A 16,681-nucleotide genomic window follows, 5' to 3' on the forward strand; every position below is an offset into this window, starting at 1 on the left:
GTGGACGAACGGATTGGGGCAGATGCGAAAGGTTGATTGGGTCTTCGGCTATGGTTCCCTGATCTGGGATCCGGGCTTTGCCCCGGCGGAATCGGTGCGGGCCTGGGCGGCGGGCTTTGCCCGCAGCTTCTGCCTGCGGTCGATCGAGCATCGCGGCACAAGGACGCGGCCCGGCCTTGTTCTGGGCCTGGACGAACAATCCGATGCCGAATGCGGCGGCCTGGCCCTGCGCATCGCGGATTCCGACCATGACGAGGTTTTGGCCTATCTGCGCGCCCGCGAACTGGTGACGGACGCCTATCAGGAAGCGATCCTGCCCTTGCGCCTGGAAGACGGGCGCCGGGTCGAGGCCCTAGCCTATGTCATGCGCCGCGATCATGTCCAATACGCAGGCGGGCTGCCGCTGGACGAACAGGCGCGCATCATCGCCCGGGCACATGGCGGACGCGGGTCGAACGCGGAATACCTGTTCAACACCGCCGCCCACCTGACGCAGATCGGCCTGGGCGACGCGGTGATGGATCATCTGGCCCGGCAGGTGCGCAAGCTGCTGGAAACGGACAGAAACTGCGGCACCTGACCGTCGGATCGCTTGGCAAGTGGCGGGCTGCATCCTACAGTTGGCCCCAAGGACAGTCCTGGTCAGGGAAGGCGATCAGTTGAGCGAACCAACCAGCAGCCAGCGGCATGATGCATCCACCTTGGGACAGCGCCCGCCTCGCCGGATCACCGCAACCCGTTCGTCCGACACCAGCCCCGCCAATCCCAGATTTTCGCAGCCCATCCGCCAGATCGTCCTGATGGTGACGGTTCTGGCCCTGGTGCTGACGGGCGGCTGGGTCGCCTATGGTCGTATCCTGCCGATCTTTCAGGCGAACCTGTGGCTGAACGGGTTCATCCTGGGGGTCTTCGCGCTTGGCATCCTGGCCTGCTTCTGGCAGGTCGGACAGCTGACCCGGTCGGTCAGCTGGATCGAAAGATTTGCCGAACGCCGCCGCCATGCGGTTGAAAAGGGCATCGCCGCGCGGGGCGAGGCGGATACCGGCGATCAGCCGCCGCGCCTGCTTGCGCCGCTGGCGGCCCTGCTGGGAACTCGTGGGCCCGTGGGCGGGGTGATCTCGACCGGGGCCGCGTCATCGATCTTGGATTCGGTGGCAACCCGTATCGACGAACTGCGCGACATCACACGTTATCTCACCAACCTGCTTATCTTTCTTGGTCTTCTGGGCACCTTCTACGGCTTGGCCACGACCATTCCGGCGGTCGTCGAAACCATCCGCACGCTGGCTCCGCAACAGGGGGAAAGCGGCCTCCAGGTCTTTGACAAGCTGATGAGCGGTCTTGAAGCCCAGCTTGGCGGCATGGCCACGGCGTTTTCATCGTCGCTGCTGGGCCTTGCCGGGTCGCTGGTGGTAGGTCTGCTGGAACTGTTCGCCACCCATGGCCAGAACCGCTTTTACCGCGAGCTCGAGGAATGGATGTCGGGCTTTACCCGCGTCAGCCTGGCGGGGAACGAAGGCGACGCCGTCGATCAGGCCGCCTTGGCCGGGTTCCTGGAACAGATGGCGGGCCAGATGGACCGCTTGCAACAGATCCAAGCCGGTCGCGACCTCCAACGCGACGAGGCGGCCGCGATGGCCGATGAACGCGTCGTAGTAATGGCGCAGGCCGTCGAAGCCCTGGTCCAACGCAGCGAGACCGATCACCAGGAATCGCAATCGCGCGTTGCGGCCCTGACCGAAACCTTGTCCCGGCTGGCGCAGGGCCAGGACCGGCTGGTCGATCTTGCCCGCAGCCAGGCAGAGCGCCCGGCGTCCCCGCCCCCCGATATGGCGGGGATCGAGGCTGCCTTGAACCGGCTGGCAGCCGACCTGACCGAAGGGCGCGACGAAATGGTGGCAGAACTGCGGTCGGACATCCTGGTGCTGACCCGCGCGGTGCGCGCGGCACGGTTCAACGACCCGTTCCGCGACGATCTTCTGCGCGATCCCTTGGTGTCGCGGGACAGGAACTGACCCATGGCCCTGCGTCGCGCCGCATCCGGGCATCGTTTCTCGACCAATATCTGGCCGGGTTTTGTGGATGCCTTGGCGACGCTGCTGATGGTCCTGGTCTTTGTTTTGACCATTTTCACGGTGATGCAATCGGTCTTGCGCGACCAGATCACCGACCAGGATGACACCATCACCGAACAGGATCAGGTCATTTCCAGCCAGGACCGGGTGATTTCCGGTCAGGAACGGCGGTTGGAACAGTTGGGCCAGCAGGTCGCCGCCCTGGGCCAGGCCCTGACCGTGTCCGAGGGTCAGAAGGGTGTTCTGCAAGGCCAGCTTGCCGATGCCGAGGCTGAGGCCCGCGACAGGGCCGCGCGGATCACCCGGCTGTCGACCCAGCTGGAAGACAGCCAGGGCGAACTGGCCCAGGCCCGCAGCCGCCTGACCGATTTCGAGGCCGAGGTGGCTGCCCTGATGGCCGCGCGCGCGGCGGATCGCAACCAAGCCGACGCCCAGCAGCAGCAGTTGCGGGCGCAACTGAGCGAACAGCAAAGCCGCGCCAGTGCCGCCGAACTGGCCGTGGCGGCGGCGCGTCAGGAAATCGACACCCAGGCTGAACAAGCTCGTCTTGCCGCCGCCCGCCGCGAGGCGCTCGAGGCGTTGATCGCCGATCTGCGCCAACAGAACCAGGCGACGGCCGCGCGCGCTGACGCCCTGCAGGCCGACCTGACAGAGGCCGAGGCCGCCCGCCTGACCGATGCCGAGGCCGCGCGGGCCTTGCGCGAGCGCCTGGAAAGCGCCGATGCCGAACTGACTGCCATGACCCTGTCGCTGGAAGAAAGCCGCAAGCGAGCCGAGGAAACCCTTACCCTTCTGGCCGCAGCCGAGGCCGCGCGCGACCAGGCGACGGCCCAAGCCGAACGCACCCGCACCGAGGCCGAGCGTCAGGCAGCATTGCTGGAAACGGCCGAAAAGGCCCTGGCGGATCAACAAGCCCTGTCTGACGACGGACAACGGCGGGTTGCGCTTTTGAACGAACAGGTCGCGTCGCTGACGGCCCAGCTGGGATCGCTGCAAGCCTTGCTGGACACGGCAGGCGACGATCAGAAACAGGCGGAATTGCGGGTCGAGGATCTAGGCCGGCAATTGAACGCCGCCCTGCTGCGCGCGGCCGAGGAAAAGGACCGCCGCCTGACGCTGGAAGAACAGGCCCGACAGAAGGCCGAGGAGGAAGCCGTTGATCTGGCCCGCTATCGGTCGGAATTCTTCGGCCGCCTGTCCCAGATCCTGTCGGGCCGCGAAGGCGTCCAGGTGGTGGGCGACCGCTTCGTCTTTCAGTCCGAAGTGCTGTTCGCCCCGGGCGAGGCGACGCTGTCTGCCGCCGGCCAGGATCAGGTCGCCCGCGTAGCCCGGATGCTGTCCGAGATTTCCGGCGACATCCCGCCCGAGATCGACTGGATCATTCGCGTCGATGGCCATACCGACGACACCCGGCTTTCGGGCACCGGCCGTTACCGCGACAACTGGGAACTCAGCCAGGGGCGCGCCCTGGCAGTCGTGCGCTATATGATCGACGAACTGGGATTTCCGGCCAATCGCCTGGCCGCGACCGGCTTTGCCGATACGCGGCCCGTGGCACAGGGCACGTCCGCCGATGCGTTGGCCGCGAACCGGCGGATCGAACTGAAGCTGACGGAACGCTAGACCTGTTCCTTTTGGCGCTTGTCGGGCACGCCTGCCAGTTTCTTGAGGTGGCTTTCGATCTCGGAATTGACCTCGGCCCCGACAAGGACCACGGTCGAGGCGAACCACAGCCACATCATCAGCGCAATCACCGCGCCCAACGACCCATAGGTTTCGTTGTAATCCGCGAAGTTCGCAGCATACCAACTGAACAGGATCGAGGTCAGCACCAGCCCTATCGCCGCAATCACGGCACCCGGCGAAATCCACCGCCACCGGGAATCCGGGGCGTCCGGTCCCCACCGGTACAATGCGGCAAGCGCCAGGATCAGCACCCCGAACATGATCGGCCATCGGATCAACCCCACCCAGGTGCTTGTCGATTCCGACAGCGGCAGCATCTGTAGCAGGATTGGAATCACCGCGATAATGCCCAGCATCAGGATGATCATCACCAGTCCGCCCAGGGTAAAGACCATGGACACAAGGTTCAGCTTGATGAAGCCCCGGGTTTCGGTCTGGAAAAAGGCGACGTTCAGTGCCGACAGCAGTGCCTTCATTCCGCCATTGGCGGAATAAAAGGCCACAAGCAGACCGCCGATCCCTGCAATTGACAAGGCGGTGCCGGGCGACGAGGTGATCGCCTGCACCTGATCCCGGATTATGCCGAGGGCACCTTGGGGAAGAAAGCTTTCCAGCATATCCAGATGACCCGCGATCGTGGCAGGATCCGCAACAAGTCCATAGATCGACACAAAGGCAGTCAGCGCCGGAAACAATGACAGCAGCCCGAAGAAGGTGATGCCCCCGGCAACGGCCGTCACCCTGTCAGTGCCGATCTGGGACAGGGTGGACTTGGCGATCGCCCAGATGTCATCCTTTCCCAGATCGCGCAGTCCTACGTTCGCGCGCGGCGCTGTTGTCATGGGACGTTCCGTGACAGCGGCAGGATCGCCCTCGGTCTTGAGGCCAAAGCGTTCGCGGGTCGGGTCATCCAGATCGCCGAACAACGCATCCATGACCCCGGGCGTGCTGCTTTTCATCGTCCGTCCTCGCTCAGTCCTGGATCAAAGCCGGTGGGCGCGCTCGTCATCGTCCGAACGGCGGGACGCCGAGGGATTCTCGCCCCGCAATGCGGACCGCAACTGATCTGCCGCCCCCGCGAATTCCTGCACGATGCCGGTGGCTTGGCCCGCAACCCCGCGGAAGGATTCGACCGCCATGGCCATGGACTTGGTCACGCCTTCCAGGCTTTCGGAAAGCTTGGTCGAGGTTTCGATCAGGCTTTCGGCGAAATTGCCCTTCTTGGCCTTGCGTTGGAACGACGGGCGGCGGCGCGACGCCTCCTGCCGCAGGCGGGCGACCTCTCGGCTGTCATGACGCTCCTGGTCGTGGACACGGCTGCGCATCGCGTCGCGTTCGTCATCGTCCAGCTTGGCAAATTGCGGCACCGGGCGACGGGGCCTGTGGTGCGACGACGGCGAATCGTCGGACAAGGCCTCGGCGATCTTGCGGATCGCAAAGACTGCGGCCGCCGTCCCGCCCGCCACGCCAAGCGCAATCCCGCCCCAGACGGCAATCTTGGTGCCCGTTGCGGGGCTGGGATAGGATGAACGGCCATCAGGGGAAACGCGGCCCGAGGGAATTACCCTTCGGGAATGCGGCATCTGGTGCCCCGGCGGCACTGGACGCGGGCCGAAACGGGTTTCGGTCGTGCGGTCGGCCTCGGTCAGGGGGCGGTTGTCGTCATGATTGTCATTCGGGGTGGGATTCATCGCTGCTCTCCGGCGTTATCGGATCGGTTCGCTTCCCCAACCAATTGCGCGGTCGGAATGTTCCCCTGGCACGGTGCGGGCCAATCGAAATCTTGCTCCTGCGTCATGGCCCCGCTATGCCCGCCCCAACTGCAAAAGAGGCCCGCCATGATCCCGCGCTATGCCCGTCCCGAGATGACCGCCATCTGGTCGCCGGAAACCCGTTTTCGCATCTGGTTCGAAATCGAGGCCCATGCCTGCGATGCCCAGGCCGATTTGGGCGTGATCCCGCGCGAAAACGCGCAGGCCGTGTGGCGCGCCAAGGACGTGGAATTCGACGTGGCCCGCATCGACGAGATCGAGGCCGTGACCAAGCACGACGTGATCGCCTTTCTGACGCATCTGGCGGAACATATCGGTTCGGACGAGGCCCGCTTTGTCCACCAGGGCATGACCAGCAGCGACGTTCTGGACACCACGCTGAACGTGCAACTGGTGCGCGCCGCCGACATCCTGCTGGCCGATCTGGACCGTGTGCTGGAGGCGCTGAAACGCCGCGCCTACGAACACAAGGACACGGTCCGCATCGGTCGCAGCCACGGCATTCATGCCGAACCAACCACGATGGGCCTGACCTTCGCGCGCTTTTACGCGGAAATGGACCGCAACCGGAACCGCCTGGAAAAAGCCCGGTGGGAGGTCGCGACCGGGGCCATTTCAGGCGCCGTGGGCACCTTCGCCAATATCGATCCCGCGGTCGAGGAGCATGTCTGCGCCAAACTGGGCCTGCGCCCTGAACCGATCAGCACCCAGGTGATCCCGCGCGACCGCCATGCGATGTTCTTCGCAACCCTGGGCGTCATTGCCAGCAGCATCGAGAACGTTGCCATCGAAATCCGCCATATGCAGCGGACCGAGGTGCTGGAGGCCGAGGAGTTCTTCAGCCCCGGCCAGAAGGGCAGTTCCGCGATGCCCCACAAGCGCAACCCGGTCCTGACCGAAAACCTGACGGGCCTTGCCCGCTTGGTTCGCATGGCGGTGATTCCGGCGATGGAGAATGTGGCCCTGTGGCACGAACGCGACATCAGCCATTCATCGGTCGAGCGTGCCATCGGACCAGACGCCACGATCACGCTGGATTTCGCGCTGAACCGGCTGGCAGGCGTGATCGAAAAGCTGGTGATCTATCCCGACACCATGCTGAAGAACATGAACAAGTTCAAAGGCCTGGTGATGTCGCAGCGGGTTCTTCTGGCGCTGACCCAGGCCGGCGTCTCGCGCGAGGATGCCTATCGCCTGGTGCAGCGAAATGCGATGAAGGTCTGGGAACAAGGTGCTGATTTCAAATCGGAACTTCTGGCCGATGCCGAGGTGACGGCTGTCCTGTCGCCCGACCAGATCGAGGAGAAATTCGACCTTGGCTATCACACCAAGCACGTCGATACGATCTTTCGCCGGGTGTTCGAAGACAGCCAGAAATAGCCGCGCGTAAACGCCATGTTAGGGAAGCTCTGCCAGATTGACTGCATGGAACGGTCGATCTGGTGGGGCCATGACAATACAAACGGGACTGAACCAAAGGCAAAAGGCGGCGGTCATCGTGCGCCTGCTTCTGGATGATGAATCGGCTTCCGGCCTGTCGCGGCTGAACAGCGAAAGCCAGACGCTGTTGGCCGAGGAAATGGCGGGAATGGAACTGATCGACCGCCACACGCGCGACGCGATCATTACGGAATTCTGTGACCGGCTGGAATCAGTTGGCGTGACCTTTCCCGGCGACCTGGATGGCACGCTGGCGATGCTGGGCGCGCAACTGTCCGAAGACAGCACCGACCGGCTGCGCCGCCGCGCCGTGGTATTAGGCCGGGGCGACCCCTGGCCCCGCATAGCGGCCCTGCCCGCTTCTGCCGTCACGGCGCTTGCAAATTCCGAAGCGGTCGAGATGGTCGCCTTGATGCTGTCCAAGCTGCCCGTGGAACGCGCGTCGGAACTGTTCGTGGGCCTGCCGCGCCAACGGGCACGGGCGATTGCGCAGGCCATGTCCATGACCGCCGGTGTCACGCCCGAATCACTGCACCGCGTGGGAGTGATCCTGCTGCAAGCAGCCGAGGCGCTGCCCCGGCCCGCCATTTCCACCCCCGCAACCGACCGGATGGGCGCGATCCTGAACTTTGCCACCGCCGATTTGCGGGACGACGTGCTGGACAGCCTTGATCGGCATGACGCCGACTTCGCAGGCAGCGTGCGCAAGGCGATCTTCATCTTCGCCCATATCCCCGCCCGCGTCCTGCCCCGTGACGTTCCCCGCATCATTCGAGAGGTCGATCAGCCCATCCTCGTCCGCGCCCTCGCCGCCCAGGGCGAGGCCGAAGCTGCGGCCGCCGACTTCATCCTGTCGAACCTGTCGCAACGTATGTCCGACGGCCTGCGCGAGGAACGCAACGATCTGGGCAAGCTTCGCGCATCCGACATCGAGGAAGCCATGACCGAGGTTGTCAGCGCCATCCGTCGTCTTGAAGAAGCCGGGGAAATCACCCTGATCCTTCCGCAGGACGATGACGACTGACAGGCTTGCGCAGACGTTTCGGTGGGCGGATAAGCAGGTATGACCAATTCCATCGCCATTGCCGTTCTGGTCCTGATCGGGGCGCTTTTTGCCGCCGATCAGATCTGGCTGCGCTGGGATTTACCGCTGCTGGCGGCCCGTTCGATGGACGATTTCATCGAGCACCTCAGCTTCTGGCGCTAACATCCCCGCCCTGATCATATCCAGGTAACACAGGCGGCACTGGGCATTTGCATCACCCCGAACAGCGCGATACGAGGGGCCAACGTCACTTGGTCGGGAGAGAGAACCATGGCTGTCAAAGTTGCGATCAACGGTTTCGGGCGCATTGGGCGCAACGTGCTGCGCGCGATCATCGAATCGGGTCGCACCGATATCGAGGTGGTTGCGATCAACGACTTGGGTCCGGTCGAAACCAATGCGCATCTGCTGCGCTATGACAGCGTGCATGGCCGTTTCCCGGCAACCGTAACCGTCAGCGGTGACTCCATTGACGTTGGCCGCGGCCCAATGAAGGTCACGGCTATTCGGAACCCCGCCGATCTGCCTTGGGGCGATGTCGATGTGATCATGGAATGCACCGGCATCTTCGCGTCCAAGGAAAAAGTCCAGCCGCACCTGTCGACCGGTGCCAAGCGGGTGCTGATCTCTGCCCCCGGCGACAATGCCGACAAGACCATCGTCTTTGGCGTGAACGACGACACACTGACCGCCGGCGATCTGGTGGTGTCGAACGCAAGCTGCACCACGAACTGCCTGTCACCGGTGGCGAAGGTGCTGAATGACAGCATCGGCATCGCCAAGGGCTTCATGACCACCATCCACAGCTATACTGGCGACCAGCCGACGCTGGATACGATGCACAAGGATCTGTATCGCGCCCGCGCCGCTGCCCTGTCGATGATCCCGACCTCGACTGGGGCTGCCAAGGCCGTGGGACTGGTGCTGCCCGAACTGAAGGGCAAGCTGGACGGCGTGGCGATCCGGGTGCCGACGCCCAACGTCTCGGTCGTGGACCTTGTGTTCGAGGCTGGCCGCGACACCTCGGTCGAGGAAATCAATGCTGTCATCAGGACTGCCGCCGACGGTCCGATGAAAGGGGTGTTGGGTTATACCGATGAACCGCTGGTATCCTCGGATTTCAACCACGATCCGCATTCGTCGGTTTTCCACATGGATCAGACCAAGGTGATGGAGGGCCGGCTGTGCCGGATCCTGACCTGGTATGACAACGAATGGGGCTTCTCCAACCGGATGTCGGATACGGCTGTCGCCATGGGCAAGCTGATCTGAAACGAGGCACGGCGGGGGCAACCCCGCCGGCTTCTTCAGCCGACTTTCGACAATCGCCGGGAATTGGCGCGCGTCCGCTTGCCATAGGGACGCAACGCGGCCGCCATCACGCGTTCGGCACTGGCGCCCCGGCCCGCCGCCTGGGCCATTGCAAACAGCGATTCCGTCGCGGCTGCTTGCTTTTCGGCAACCATGCGGAACGGCTCTCCCGGTGCTTGGGCCATCATCCCCATCATGCCTGCGGTCCGCAGGCCGATCACCATCTGCGCCTCAATGCCCATTCGGGCGAATTGCGCCCACAGGCGCACGGGGTTGTTCGAAATCTTGCGAGATGGCATTGAAAAATCCTTTGAGCGTTCCTTTCAATCTGGGCCGACCCTGGTGCTACTACAAGTGCGACCTTGGAATAGATGCGCGCCATTTTACGCATGGCGCGCTTGGCAACCGGCCCTTGCCATGTATAGAGGCAGGCCATGACTGACCGGATTACCCTTCGCCGCCCCGACGACTGGCACCTGCATCTTCGCGATGGCGCGATGCTGGCAGCAGTTGCCCCCCATTCCGCCGGTTTCGGCCGCGCGATCATCATGCCCAACCTGATCCCGCCGGTGGTCACGGGCACCCAGGCAGCCGCCTATCGCGACCGGATCATGGAAGCCCTGCCCCATGGCGCGGCGCTGCAGCCGCAGATGACCCTGTATCTGACCGATGCGACCAAAGCTGCCGATATCGTGGCTGCGTTCCGTGGCGGCGTCATCCGGGCTGTGAAGCTGTATCCAGCGGGCGCCACGACCAATTCGGCCAGCGGTGTGACCGATTTCGACCGTGTCCAGCCGGTGCTGGAGGCGATGGCCGAAGCAGGCGTTACCCTGTGCGTCCACGGTGAGGTCACCGATCCGGCCGTGGATATCTTCGACCGGGAAGCTGTGTTCATCGACCGCGTGCTGGATCCGCTGCGCCGCCGCACCCCTGAACTGCGGGTGGTCATGGAACATATCACCACCAGCGAAGGCGTTGCCTATGTTCGCGCGGGCGGCGACAATCTGGCGGCCACGATCACCACGCATCACCTGGTCATCAACCGCAACGCCATCCTGGCCGGGGGTATCCGGCCACATTATTACTGCTTGCCAGTCGCCAAGCGAGAATCTCACCGCCTTGCCCTGCGCGAAGCCGCCACCGGTGGCGAGGCGCGGTTTTTCCTTGGTACTGACAGCGCGCCCCATACCGATGCCGCCAAGCTGCAGCCCTGCGGCTGCGCAGGCTGCTTTACCGCGCCGAACACCCTGTCGATCCTGACCCATGTGTTCGAGGACGAGGGCGCCTTGGACCGACTAGAAGGGTTCACCAGCATCAACGGTGCCGCCTTCTATCGCCTGCCGCCAAACGAAGACCGGATTGCCCTGGTCAAGCGCGACACCCCTGCCGAATACCCGACGCAAATCGCGGCAGGCGGCGAGACCGTCACCGTTTTCGATCCCGGCTTTCCGATTTACTGGCATCTGGAGGACTGATGAACCTGCCCTTCCCCACGCGCGAGGAAATCGCCCGCCTGTCCGCCCGGATGCTGCTGGAGATCAAGGCCGTTGATTTCAATGCGGAAAAGCCGTTTACCTATGCCTCGGGACTAAAAGGGCCGACTTATGTCGATTGCCGCCGGATCATCAGCTTTCCCCGTGTGCGCGCCACGCTGATGGATTTCATGGCCGCGACCGTCATGCGCGATGCGGGTTTCGAGGTTTTCGACAATGTGGCAGGCGGTGAAACGGCGGGGATCCCCTTTGCGGCCATGGTCGCGGAACGGCTGGGCCTGCCGATGACCTATGTTCGCAAGAAGCCCAAGGGCTATGGCCGCAATGCCCGGATCGAAGGGGTTATGACCAAAGGCCAACGTGTCCTTTTGGTCGAGGATCTGACAACGGATGGTGGCAGCAAGCTGTCCTTCGTCGATGCGATTCGCGACACTGGCGCATCCTGCGCGCATACGGCGGTCATTTTCTATTACGGCATCTTCCCGGAAACCACGCAGCGGCTGGCCGATCACGGCGTCGCACTGCATCATTTATGCACCTGGTGGGATGTCCTGGCCGAGGCACGGTCGCAAGCGGCGTTCGACGATAAAACCTTGGCCGAGGTCGAGGTTTTCCTGACCGACCCCCGCGCATGGCAGGCCGCGAACGCCTGACTTATCCACAAGCAATCCACAGATCGGCCCCCTGAAATCGCATCGCACGGCGTTCCCCGCACGAGTCATCAGGTGTAGAACGGATGGCAACAAAGGGGGCAGCACATGACCAATCTGCGCGTCATCATTCCAGGCCAGGCTGGGGATGCGGAAAACACGCCCTCGATCCCGTTTTCGCTGGAAGCGGAACAACAGCTTCTGGGCGCGCTGCTGACGAACAACGACGTCTTCGACCGCGTCAGCCAGATCATCAAGCCGGATCACTTCTATCACCCGGTCCACGCGCGCATCTTCGACATCTGTTCCGAACGGATCCGCAAGAACGCGCTTGCCAGCCCTGTCACCATCAAGGCCTTTCTGGAACATGACGACGGGCTGAAGGAACTGGGCGGGCCTGCCTATCTGGCGCGCATGGCTGGCGCCGCCATCAGCGCCTATGCCGCCCGCGATTATGCCCAGATGATCCGCGAATTCGCTTTGCGCCGCGAGTTGATCCAGTTGGGGCAGGACATTTCCGCCCGCGCAGCCACCGTCGAAGTGGGCGATGAGGCCGAAGAACAGATCAAGGCCGCCGAACAGACGCTGTATAAGCTGGGCGAGGCAGGGACCGCCGAACGCGGCTTTCAATCCTTCCTTAAGGCCGTGACCGGCGCGGTTCAGGCAGCCAACGCCGCTTATCAGCGTGACGGCAAGCTGTCGGGGATTTCGACCGGGCTGATCGACCTTGACGGCAAGATGGGCGGATTGAACAATTCCGACTTGGTGATCCTGGCGGGACGACCCTCGATGGGGAAAACCTCGCTTGCCACCAACATCGCCTTCAATATTGCCAAGGCCCACAAGATCGGGGAACGGCCTGACGGCACGACCGGCACCGTCGAAGGCGGCGTCGTGGGATTTTTCAGCTTGGAAATGTCTGCCGAACAGCTTGCGGCCCGGATCCTGTCCGAGGCAGCCGAGGTGCCATCCGAAAGGATTCGCAGCGGCAACATGGACGAAGGCGAATTCCGCCGCTTTGTCGAAGCCGCGCACGCCCTGCAGAACTGTCCCCTTTATATCGACGACACGCCCGCCCTGCCCATCAACCAGCTTGCCGCCCGCGCCCGCAAGCTGAAGCGGACGCATGGGCTGGACGTGCTGATGGTGGACTATCTGCAGTTGCTGAAGGCGGCATCGGCCAAGGACAGTCGCGTGAACGAGGTATCCGAGATCACCCAAGGCCTGAAAGCCATTGCCAAGGAACTGAATATCCCGGTTATCGCCTTGTCGCAGCTGTCGCGCCAGGTCGAGAACCGCGAGGACAAGCGCCCGCAACTGTCCGACCTGCGCGAATCCGGCTCGATCGAACAGGACGCCGACATCGTGATGTTCGTGTTCCGCGAGGAATATTACAAGGAACGTGAAAAGCCGTCCGACAGCGACCTGGACGCGATGGCCAAGTGGCAGCAGGTCATGGAACAATGCCACGGCAAGGCCGAAGTGATCCTAGGCAAGCAGCGTCACGGCCCCATCGGCACGGTCGAATTGTCCTTTGAAGGTCAGTTTACCCGCTTCGGCAACCTGGCCAAGGACCGTCAGGCGCAATGGGACTAGGCCTGCCCGTCCCAGCTGTCACCATCGGTTTGCTGATCGCGTCGAACGTGTTCATGACAGTGGCCTGGTATGGGCACCTGAAGTTCAAGACCGCACCCCTGGTCACGGTGATCGCGATCAGTTGGTTCATCGCGCTGTTCGAATACATCCTGCAAGTGCCTGCCAACCGCATCGGCCACGGGCATTTCAGCGCTGCGCAGTTGAAGACCATTCAGGAAGTCATCAGCCTGTCCGTCTTTGCGCTGTTTTCCTGGCTTTACCTGGGCGAAAAGATCTGCTGGCAGCACGGCGTGGGCTTTGGCCTGATCTGCCTGGGCGCCTGGTTCATCTTTCACGATTTCGGCTAGCGGACCCCGGCCCCGTGGTGTTCGGGCATAGTTCGTGCTGTTGGCAGGGATTTCTACCACCAAATCCGTGTGCACTCTCCATTCTGAATGCACCAGTCCTGTAGAGCGGGGTTCGTCATGGTGCCTCCCATCGTATCAGTTCGTCTCGGAACGCTTCGGTGGGTGTTCGATAGCCCAGACACTTTCGGGGGCGTGGCGTTCAACCGCTGACACATCATCCTCATCGAACGAGGTGTCAGCTGCGACACAGCAGCGTGACCACATTGGCGTTGCCCTGAGTCCGCTCAAAGATCATCACGTCATTCGCAGCGCTTACGCGGCCCCACTGGGGCCACGGTCGCTGCTCATTCCCAGTTGCCGAACGGGCGGCAATCGTTGATCTCGGGCGGCCGGTTGTGAATGCTCGTTTCCACAGGAAAAACCCGGTTGCGCGGCGTGCGGGCATGGCGGGGCTTCCGCCGCCGCTCGGGCAGGAGGCGGGCCAGTTGCGCGGACTGACCTTCGCCTGAATGGACATACTGGCAGATCGTCTCGTGGCAGAGCCGGTGCGGGGCGGCAGGTTCAACCCTGAGCCGACCTGCAATCTGTTCCGCCGACCAGCCTTCCTGAAGGCAGCGGATCATTTCGGCGCGTAGGCCCGGAAGACGCTCGAGCTTGCGCCGGAGGGAACGCTTGCGGTCGGCCTGGGACTGAGCGGTCATAGGACAGTAGCCATCAGCCTGGGGGACGTCCTTGTCATGCCACCAGGTGCGTTTGACTTCGCGGGTGATGGTCGAGCATCTGCGCAATCTTCGTCTTTGGCCCCTTGGCCTGCAGCATTCTTGCAATGACGCGGCGTTCGTCCAGCGTCAGGCTGGTGAAAGGGCGCCCCATCACATCCTCCTGAAGTGCTTCAGGAAGCTGTCAGGTGATGCATTCCGGAATGAACGTGCCATGTCACCATTCAAACTACGTGTAATAAATTATCCAATTCAGGACATAGTTCTCGTTACGCTTTGAATCGTGCCAAAGAAAAAGAGCACGCATATTCGGGTCCTGTGACAAGATCATCGAATTTAACAAGAGGATTGCTGATCGATGATGTCCCGAGAGGTGGTGTAGCTCACCGCGGGCCTCGCGCTTTCAGGCGGGCCGAGCTGGTCAGTCGCTCTGCGCTGCAGGTAGGCTGACACTGAGATCATCGCAGACGGGCGCGAGCGTTTCCAGCGTCATGTATCTGGCGCGCTGGACCGTCCATTCCTCGGTCTGCTCCATCAGGATGGCACCGACCAGTCTTTGGATGGAGGCTTCGTTGGGGAAGATGCCCACGACATCGGTGCGCCGCTTGATCTCGCCGTTCAGGCGCTCGATAGGGTTTGTGCTGTGTAGCTTGGTGCGATGCTGGCCGGGAATGTCATGTAGGCTAGGACGTCCTCCTCTGCCGTGTCCATGAGCGTGGCCAGCTTCGGGAGCTTGCCGCGCATCTGCTCCGCCACGAGCCGCCACTGGGCCTTCGCCGCTGCATGGTCGGGCTGGGCAAAGGCCGTGGCGATGAAGGCGGAGACCACGCGGCGGCTGTTCTTGCCGGCATGGGCGAGCGCATTGTGCTGGAAGTGGACGCGGCAGCGCTGCCAGGTCGTGGACAGGACCCGAGCGGTGGCAGCCTTGATGCCCTCATGCGCATCGCTGATCACAAGCTTCACGCCGCCGAGGCCACGGCGGACGAGGTCACGCAGGAACTCGGTCCAGAAGGGCTCCGCCTCGGAGGCACCAATCGCCATGCCCAGAACCTCGCGCCTGCCGTCGGTATTGACGCCACTGCGAGCGTGACCGCGACCGATACGATCCGCCCGCCCTGGCGCACCTTGAGGTAGGTGGCATCGATCCAGAGGTAGGGCCATTCGCCCTCGATCGGCCGCGTCAGGAAGGCGTCCACACGCTCGTCGATCTCCTCGCACAGGCGGCTCACCTGGCTCTTCGACACCCCGGTGCCGCCCATGGCCTGCACCAGGTCATCCATCGATCGCGTCGAGACGCCATGGACATAGGCCTCCTGGATCACGGCGCTTAAAGCGTCTAACAAAACCCTTGTTCATGCGTTGAAGGACCATGAGCAAGCCCCTTGTACCTGATGATTTGTGGGAGGCCATTGCGCCGCTTCTACCAAGGGAGCGGCCGAAGCCGAAGGGCGGCCGCCCTCGATGCGATGACCGGCTGGCCTTGGCCGGCATCATCTTTGTGCTCCGCTCCGGCATTCCTTGGGAGATGCTGCCGCGTGAGTTTGGCTGCTCCGGCATGACCTGCTGGCGCAGGCTGCGTGACTGGCAGACGGCTGGCGTTTGGACCACGCTCCATCGCGTGCTGCTTGAGCGGCTGTCAAACGCCGGGCATCTGGATTGGAGCCGAGCATCCCTCGACAGCGCCGCCGTGCCGGCGAAAAGGGGGGTGCTGAAACAGGCCCGAACCCAACGGATCGCGGAAAACCGGGCACGAAGCGCCATCTTGTGGTTGATCGCCGGGGCACCCCGCTCGGAGTGCGGCTGAGCCCGGCCAACCGGCACGACAGCATGCTGGCACCCACCTTGGATGCCGTGCCAGGTGTGCGCCACGGTCGTGGACGTCCGCGCAAGCGCCCTGGCAAGCTCCACGCCGACAAAGCCTATGACCATCACCGCTGCCGGAGCGAATGCCGAAAACGCGCCATCAAGCCCCGCATTGCCAGACGGCGCGTCGACAGCAGCGAAAGACTGGGCCGGCACCGCTGGGTCGTCGAGCGGACACTGGCATGGCTGAACCGCTTTCGCCGCCTCGCCATCCGGTATGAGCGGCGCGCCGACATCCATAAGGCCTTCGTGATCCTCGGCTGCGCTCTCATCTGCCTCAACCAGATCAGAAGGTTTTGTTAGGTGTTCTTAGAGCCTTCTCAACCGAGCGCCGCGGATCCAGGAAGGAAGGGAAGTAGGAGCTGGTGCGCAGGCGCGGGATGCGCAGTTCGACGCTGCCGGCGCGGGTCTGCCAGTCGCGATCACGATAGCCGTTGCGCTGCGCCAAGCGTTCACTGCTCTTCTCGCCATAGTCAGCGCCGGTCTTGGCGCCGACCTCCAGCTGCATCAACCGCTCGGCAGCAAAGCCGATCATCTCGGGAAAGCAGATCGGCATCGGCGCTCTTCTCTACGAGCGCACGCAGGTCCATCATGGGTTTGGTCATCGGGGACATCCCTCGGTTCAGGTGGGATCAGCAACCCGACCCTACCGAGAAACCCGATGACCACCGAAAGCTACACCTG

The 16,681-nt window shown here is 63.1% G+C and carries 15 protein-coding genes and 3 pseudogenes; 12 read left to right on the forward strand and 6 right to left on the reverse strand.

The genetic code is table 11. The features are described 5' to 3' along the window. The first annotated feature begins 22 nt into the window (after positions 1–22). The 3 genes from LZ585_RS09260 (at position 23) to LZ585_RS09270 (ending at position 3,698) form a co-directional block, all read left to right on the forward strand. Entirely contained in the window at positions 23–580 is a 558-nt protein-coding gene (locus tag LZ585_RS09260) for a gamma-glutamylcyclotransferase (protein WP_234853300.1), read from the forward strand. A 79-nt stretch (positions 581–659) separates the two neighbouring features. Continuing rightward, entirely contained in the window at positions 660–2,015 is a 1,356-nt protein-coding gene (locus tag LZ585_RS09265) for a hypothetical protein (protein WP_234853301.1), read from the forward strand. Positions 2,016–2,018: 3 nt separating this feature from the next. Further along, entirely contained in the window at positions 2,019–3,698 is a 1,680-nt protein-coding gene (locus LZ585_RS09270; protein ID WP_234853302.1) for a peptidoglycan -binding protein, read from the forward strand. On the opposite strand, the gene LZ585_RS09275 is transcribed toward LZ585_RS09270, so the two are convergent. Beyond that, positions 3,695–4,720 carry a YihY/virulence factor BrkB family protein gene (locus tag LZ585_RS09275; protein ID WP_234853303.1) on the reverse strand — a complete coding sequence of 342 codons (1,026 nt, stop codon included), beginning with the start codon at positions 4,718–4,720 and terminating at the stop codon, positions 3,695–3,697. The two genes, LZ585_RS09270 and LZ585_RS09275, sit on opposite strands and share 4 nt — an antisense overlap. Positions 4,721–4,744: 24 nt before the next feature. Continuing rightward, entirely contained in the window at positions 4,745–5,452 is a 708-nt protein-coding gene (locus LZ585_RS09280) for a hypothetical protein (protein ID WP_234853304.1), read from the reverse strand. Positions 5,453–5,599: 147 nt separating this feature from the next. Between LZ585_RS09280 and purB the strand changes: the two genes are divergently transcribed. The 4 genes from purB (at position 5,600) to gap (ending at position 9,290) form a co-directional block, all read left to right on the forward strand. Next, the gene (gene purB, locus LZ585_RS09285) at positions 5,600–6,913 is read left to right on the forward strand and encodes an adenylosuccinate lyase (protein WP_234853305.1); all 1,314 of its coding nucleotides are present in this window, start codon (positions 5,600–5,602) and stop codon (positions 6,911–6,913) included. A gap of 70 nt (positions 6,914–6,983) precedes the next feature. Beyond that, on the forward strand, positions 6,984–7,997 hold the full coding sequence (locus LZ585_RS09290) for a FliG C-terminal domain-containing protein (protein WP_234853306.1): 1,014 nt from the start codon (positions 6,984–6,986) through the stop codon (positions 7,995–7,997). Positions 7,998–8,036: 39 nt separating this feature from the next. After that, positions 8,037–8,180 carry a hypothetical protein gene (locus tag LZ585_RS09295; protein WP_234853307.1) on the forward strand — a complete coding sequence of 48 codons (144 nt, stop codon included), beginning with the start codon at positions 8,037–8,039 and terminating at the stop codon, positions 8,178–8,180. A 108-nt stretch (positions 8,181–8,288) separates the two neighbouring features. Further along, positions 8,289–9,290 carry a type I glyceraldehyde-3-phosphate dehydrogenase gene (gene gap / locus LZ585_RS09300; protein ID WP_234853308.1) on the forward strand — a complete coding sequence of 334 codons (1,002 nt, stop codon included), beginning with the start codon at positions 8,289–8,291 and terminating at the stop codon, positions 9,288–9,290. A 35-nt stretch (positions 9,291–9,325) separates the two neighbouring features. Here gap and LZ585_RS09305 read toward each other — a convergent pair whose 3' ends face one another. Further along, positions 9,326–9,628 (reverse strand): antibiotic ABC transporter, encoded by a 303-nt coding sequence (locus LZ585_RS09305; RefSeq protein ID WP_234853309.1) that lies wholly within the window; start codon positions 9,626–9,628, stop codon positions 9,326–9,328. Between the two features lie 135 nt (positions 9,629–9,763). Between LZ585_RS09305 and pyrC the strand changes: the two genes are divergently transcribed. The 4 genes from pyrC to LZ585_RS09325 all read left to right on the forward strand — a co-directional run bounded on the left by pyrC (position 9,764) and on the right by LZ585_RS09325 (position 13,415). Further along, positions 9,764–10,804, forward strand: coding sequence for a dihydroorotase (gene pyrC, locus LZ585_RS09310; RefSeq protein WP_234853310.1), 1,041 nt, complete (start codon positions 9,764–9,766; stop codon positions 10,802–10,804). Further along, complete coding sequence (locus LZ585_RS09315; protein WP_390625060.1) at positions 10,804–11,475, forward strand: orotate phosphoribosyltransferase; 672 nt, start codon at positions 10,804–10,806, stop codon at positions 11,473–11,475. Before pyrC ends, LZ585_RS09315 begins: the two co-directional genes overlap by 1 nt. 105 nt (positions 11,476–11,580) lie before the next feature. Next, entirely contained in the window at positions 11,581–13,068 is a 1,488-nt protein-coding gene (locus tag LZ585_RS09320) for a replicative DNA helicase (protein WP_234853311.1), read from the forward strand. Then, positions 13,059–13,415, forward strand: a complete 357-nt coding sequence (locus LZ585_RS09325) for a DMT family protein (protein WP_234853312.1) — start codon at positions 13,059–13,061, stop codon at positions 13,413–13,415. The genes LZ585_RS09320 and LZ585_RS09325 overlap by 10 nt, the downstream gene beginning before the upstream one ends. A gap of 115 nt (positions 13,416–13,530) precedes the next feature. On the opposite strand, the pseudogene LZ585_RS15005 reads toward LZ585_RS09325, so the two are convergent. Both LZ585_RS15005 and LZ585_RS09335 read right to left on the reverse strand, forming a co-directional pair. Next, positions 13,531–14,288, reverse strand: a pseudogene (locus LZ585_RS15005) (IS30 family transposase). Between the two features lie 267 nt (positions 14,289–14,555). After that, positions 14,556–15,468, reverse strand: a pseudogene (locus tag LZ585_RS09335) (IS256 family transposase); the annotation flags it as partial. A 35-nt stretch (positions 15,469–15,503) separates the two neighbouring features. Here LZ585_RS09335 and LZ585_RS09340 point away from each other — a divergent pair. Continuing rightward, a protein-coding gene (locus LZ585_RS09340; RefSeq protein ID WP_234853314.1) for an IS5 family transposase occupies positions 15,504–16,300 on the forward strand; the annotation gives its coding sequence in 2 pieces (ribosomal slippage) (positions 15,504–15,837 and positions 15,837–16,300; 798 coding nt in all). 7 nt (positions 16,301–16,307) lie between these two features. Here the strand turns inward: LZ585_RS09340 and LZ585_RS09345 are convergent. After that, positions 16,308–16,602: pseudogene (locus tag LZ585_RS09345) on the reverse strand (transposase); the annotation flags it as partial. Positions 16,603–16,681 lie beyond the last annotated feature (79 nt).

The sequence above is a fragment of the Paracoccus everestensis genome (assembly GCF_021491915.1).
Lineage (GTDB): Bacteria > Pseudomonadota > Alphaproteobacteria > Rhodobacterales > Rhodobacteraceae > Paracoccus > Paracoccus everestensis.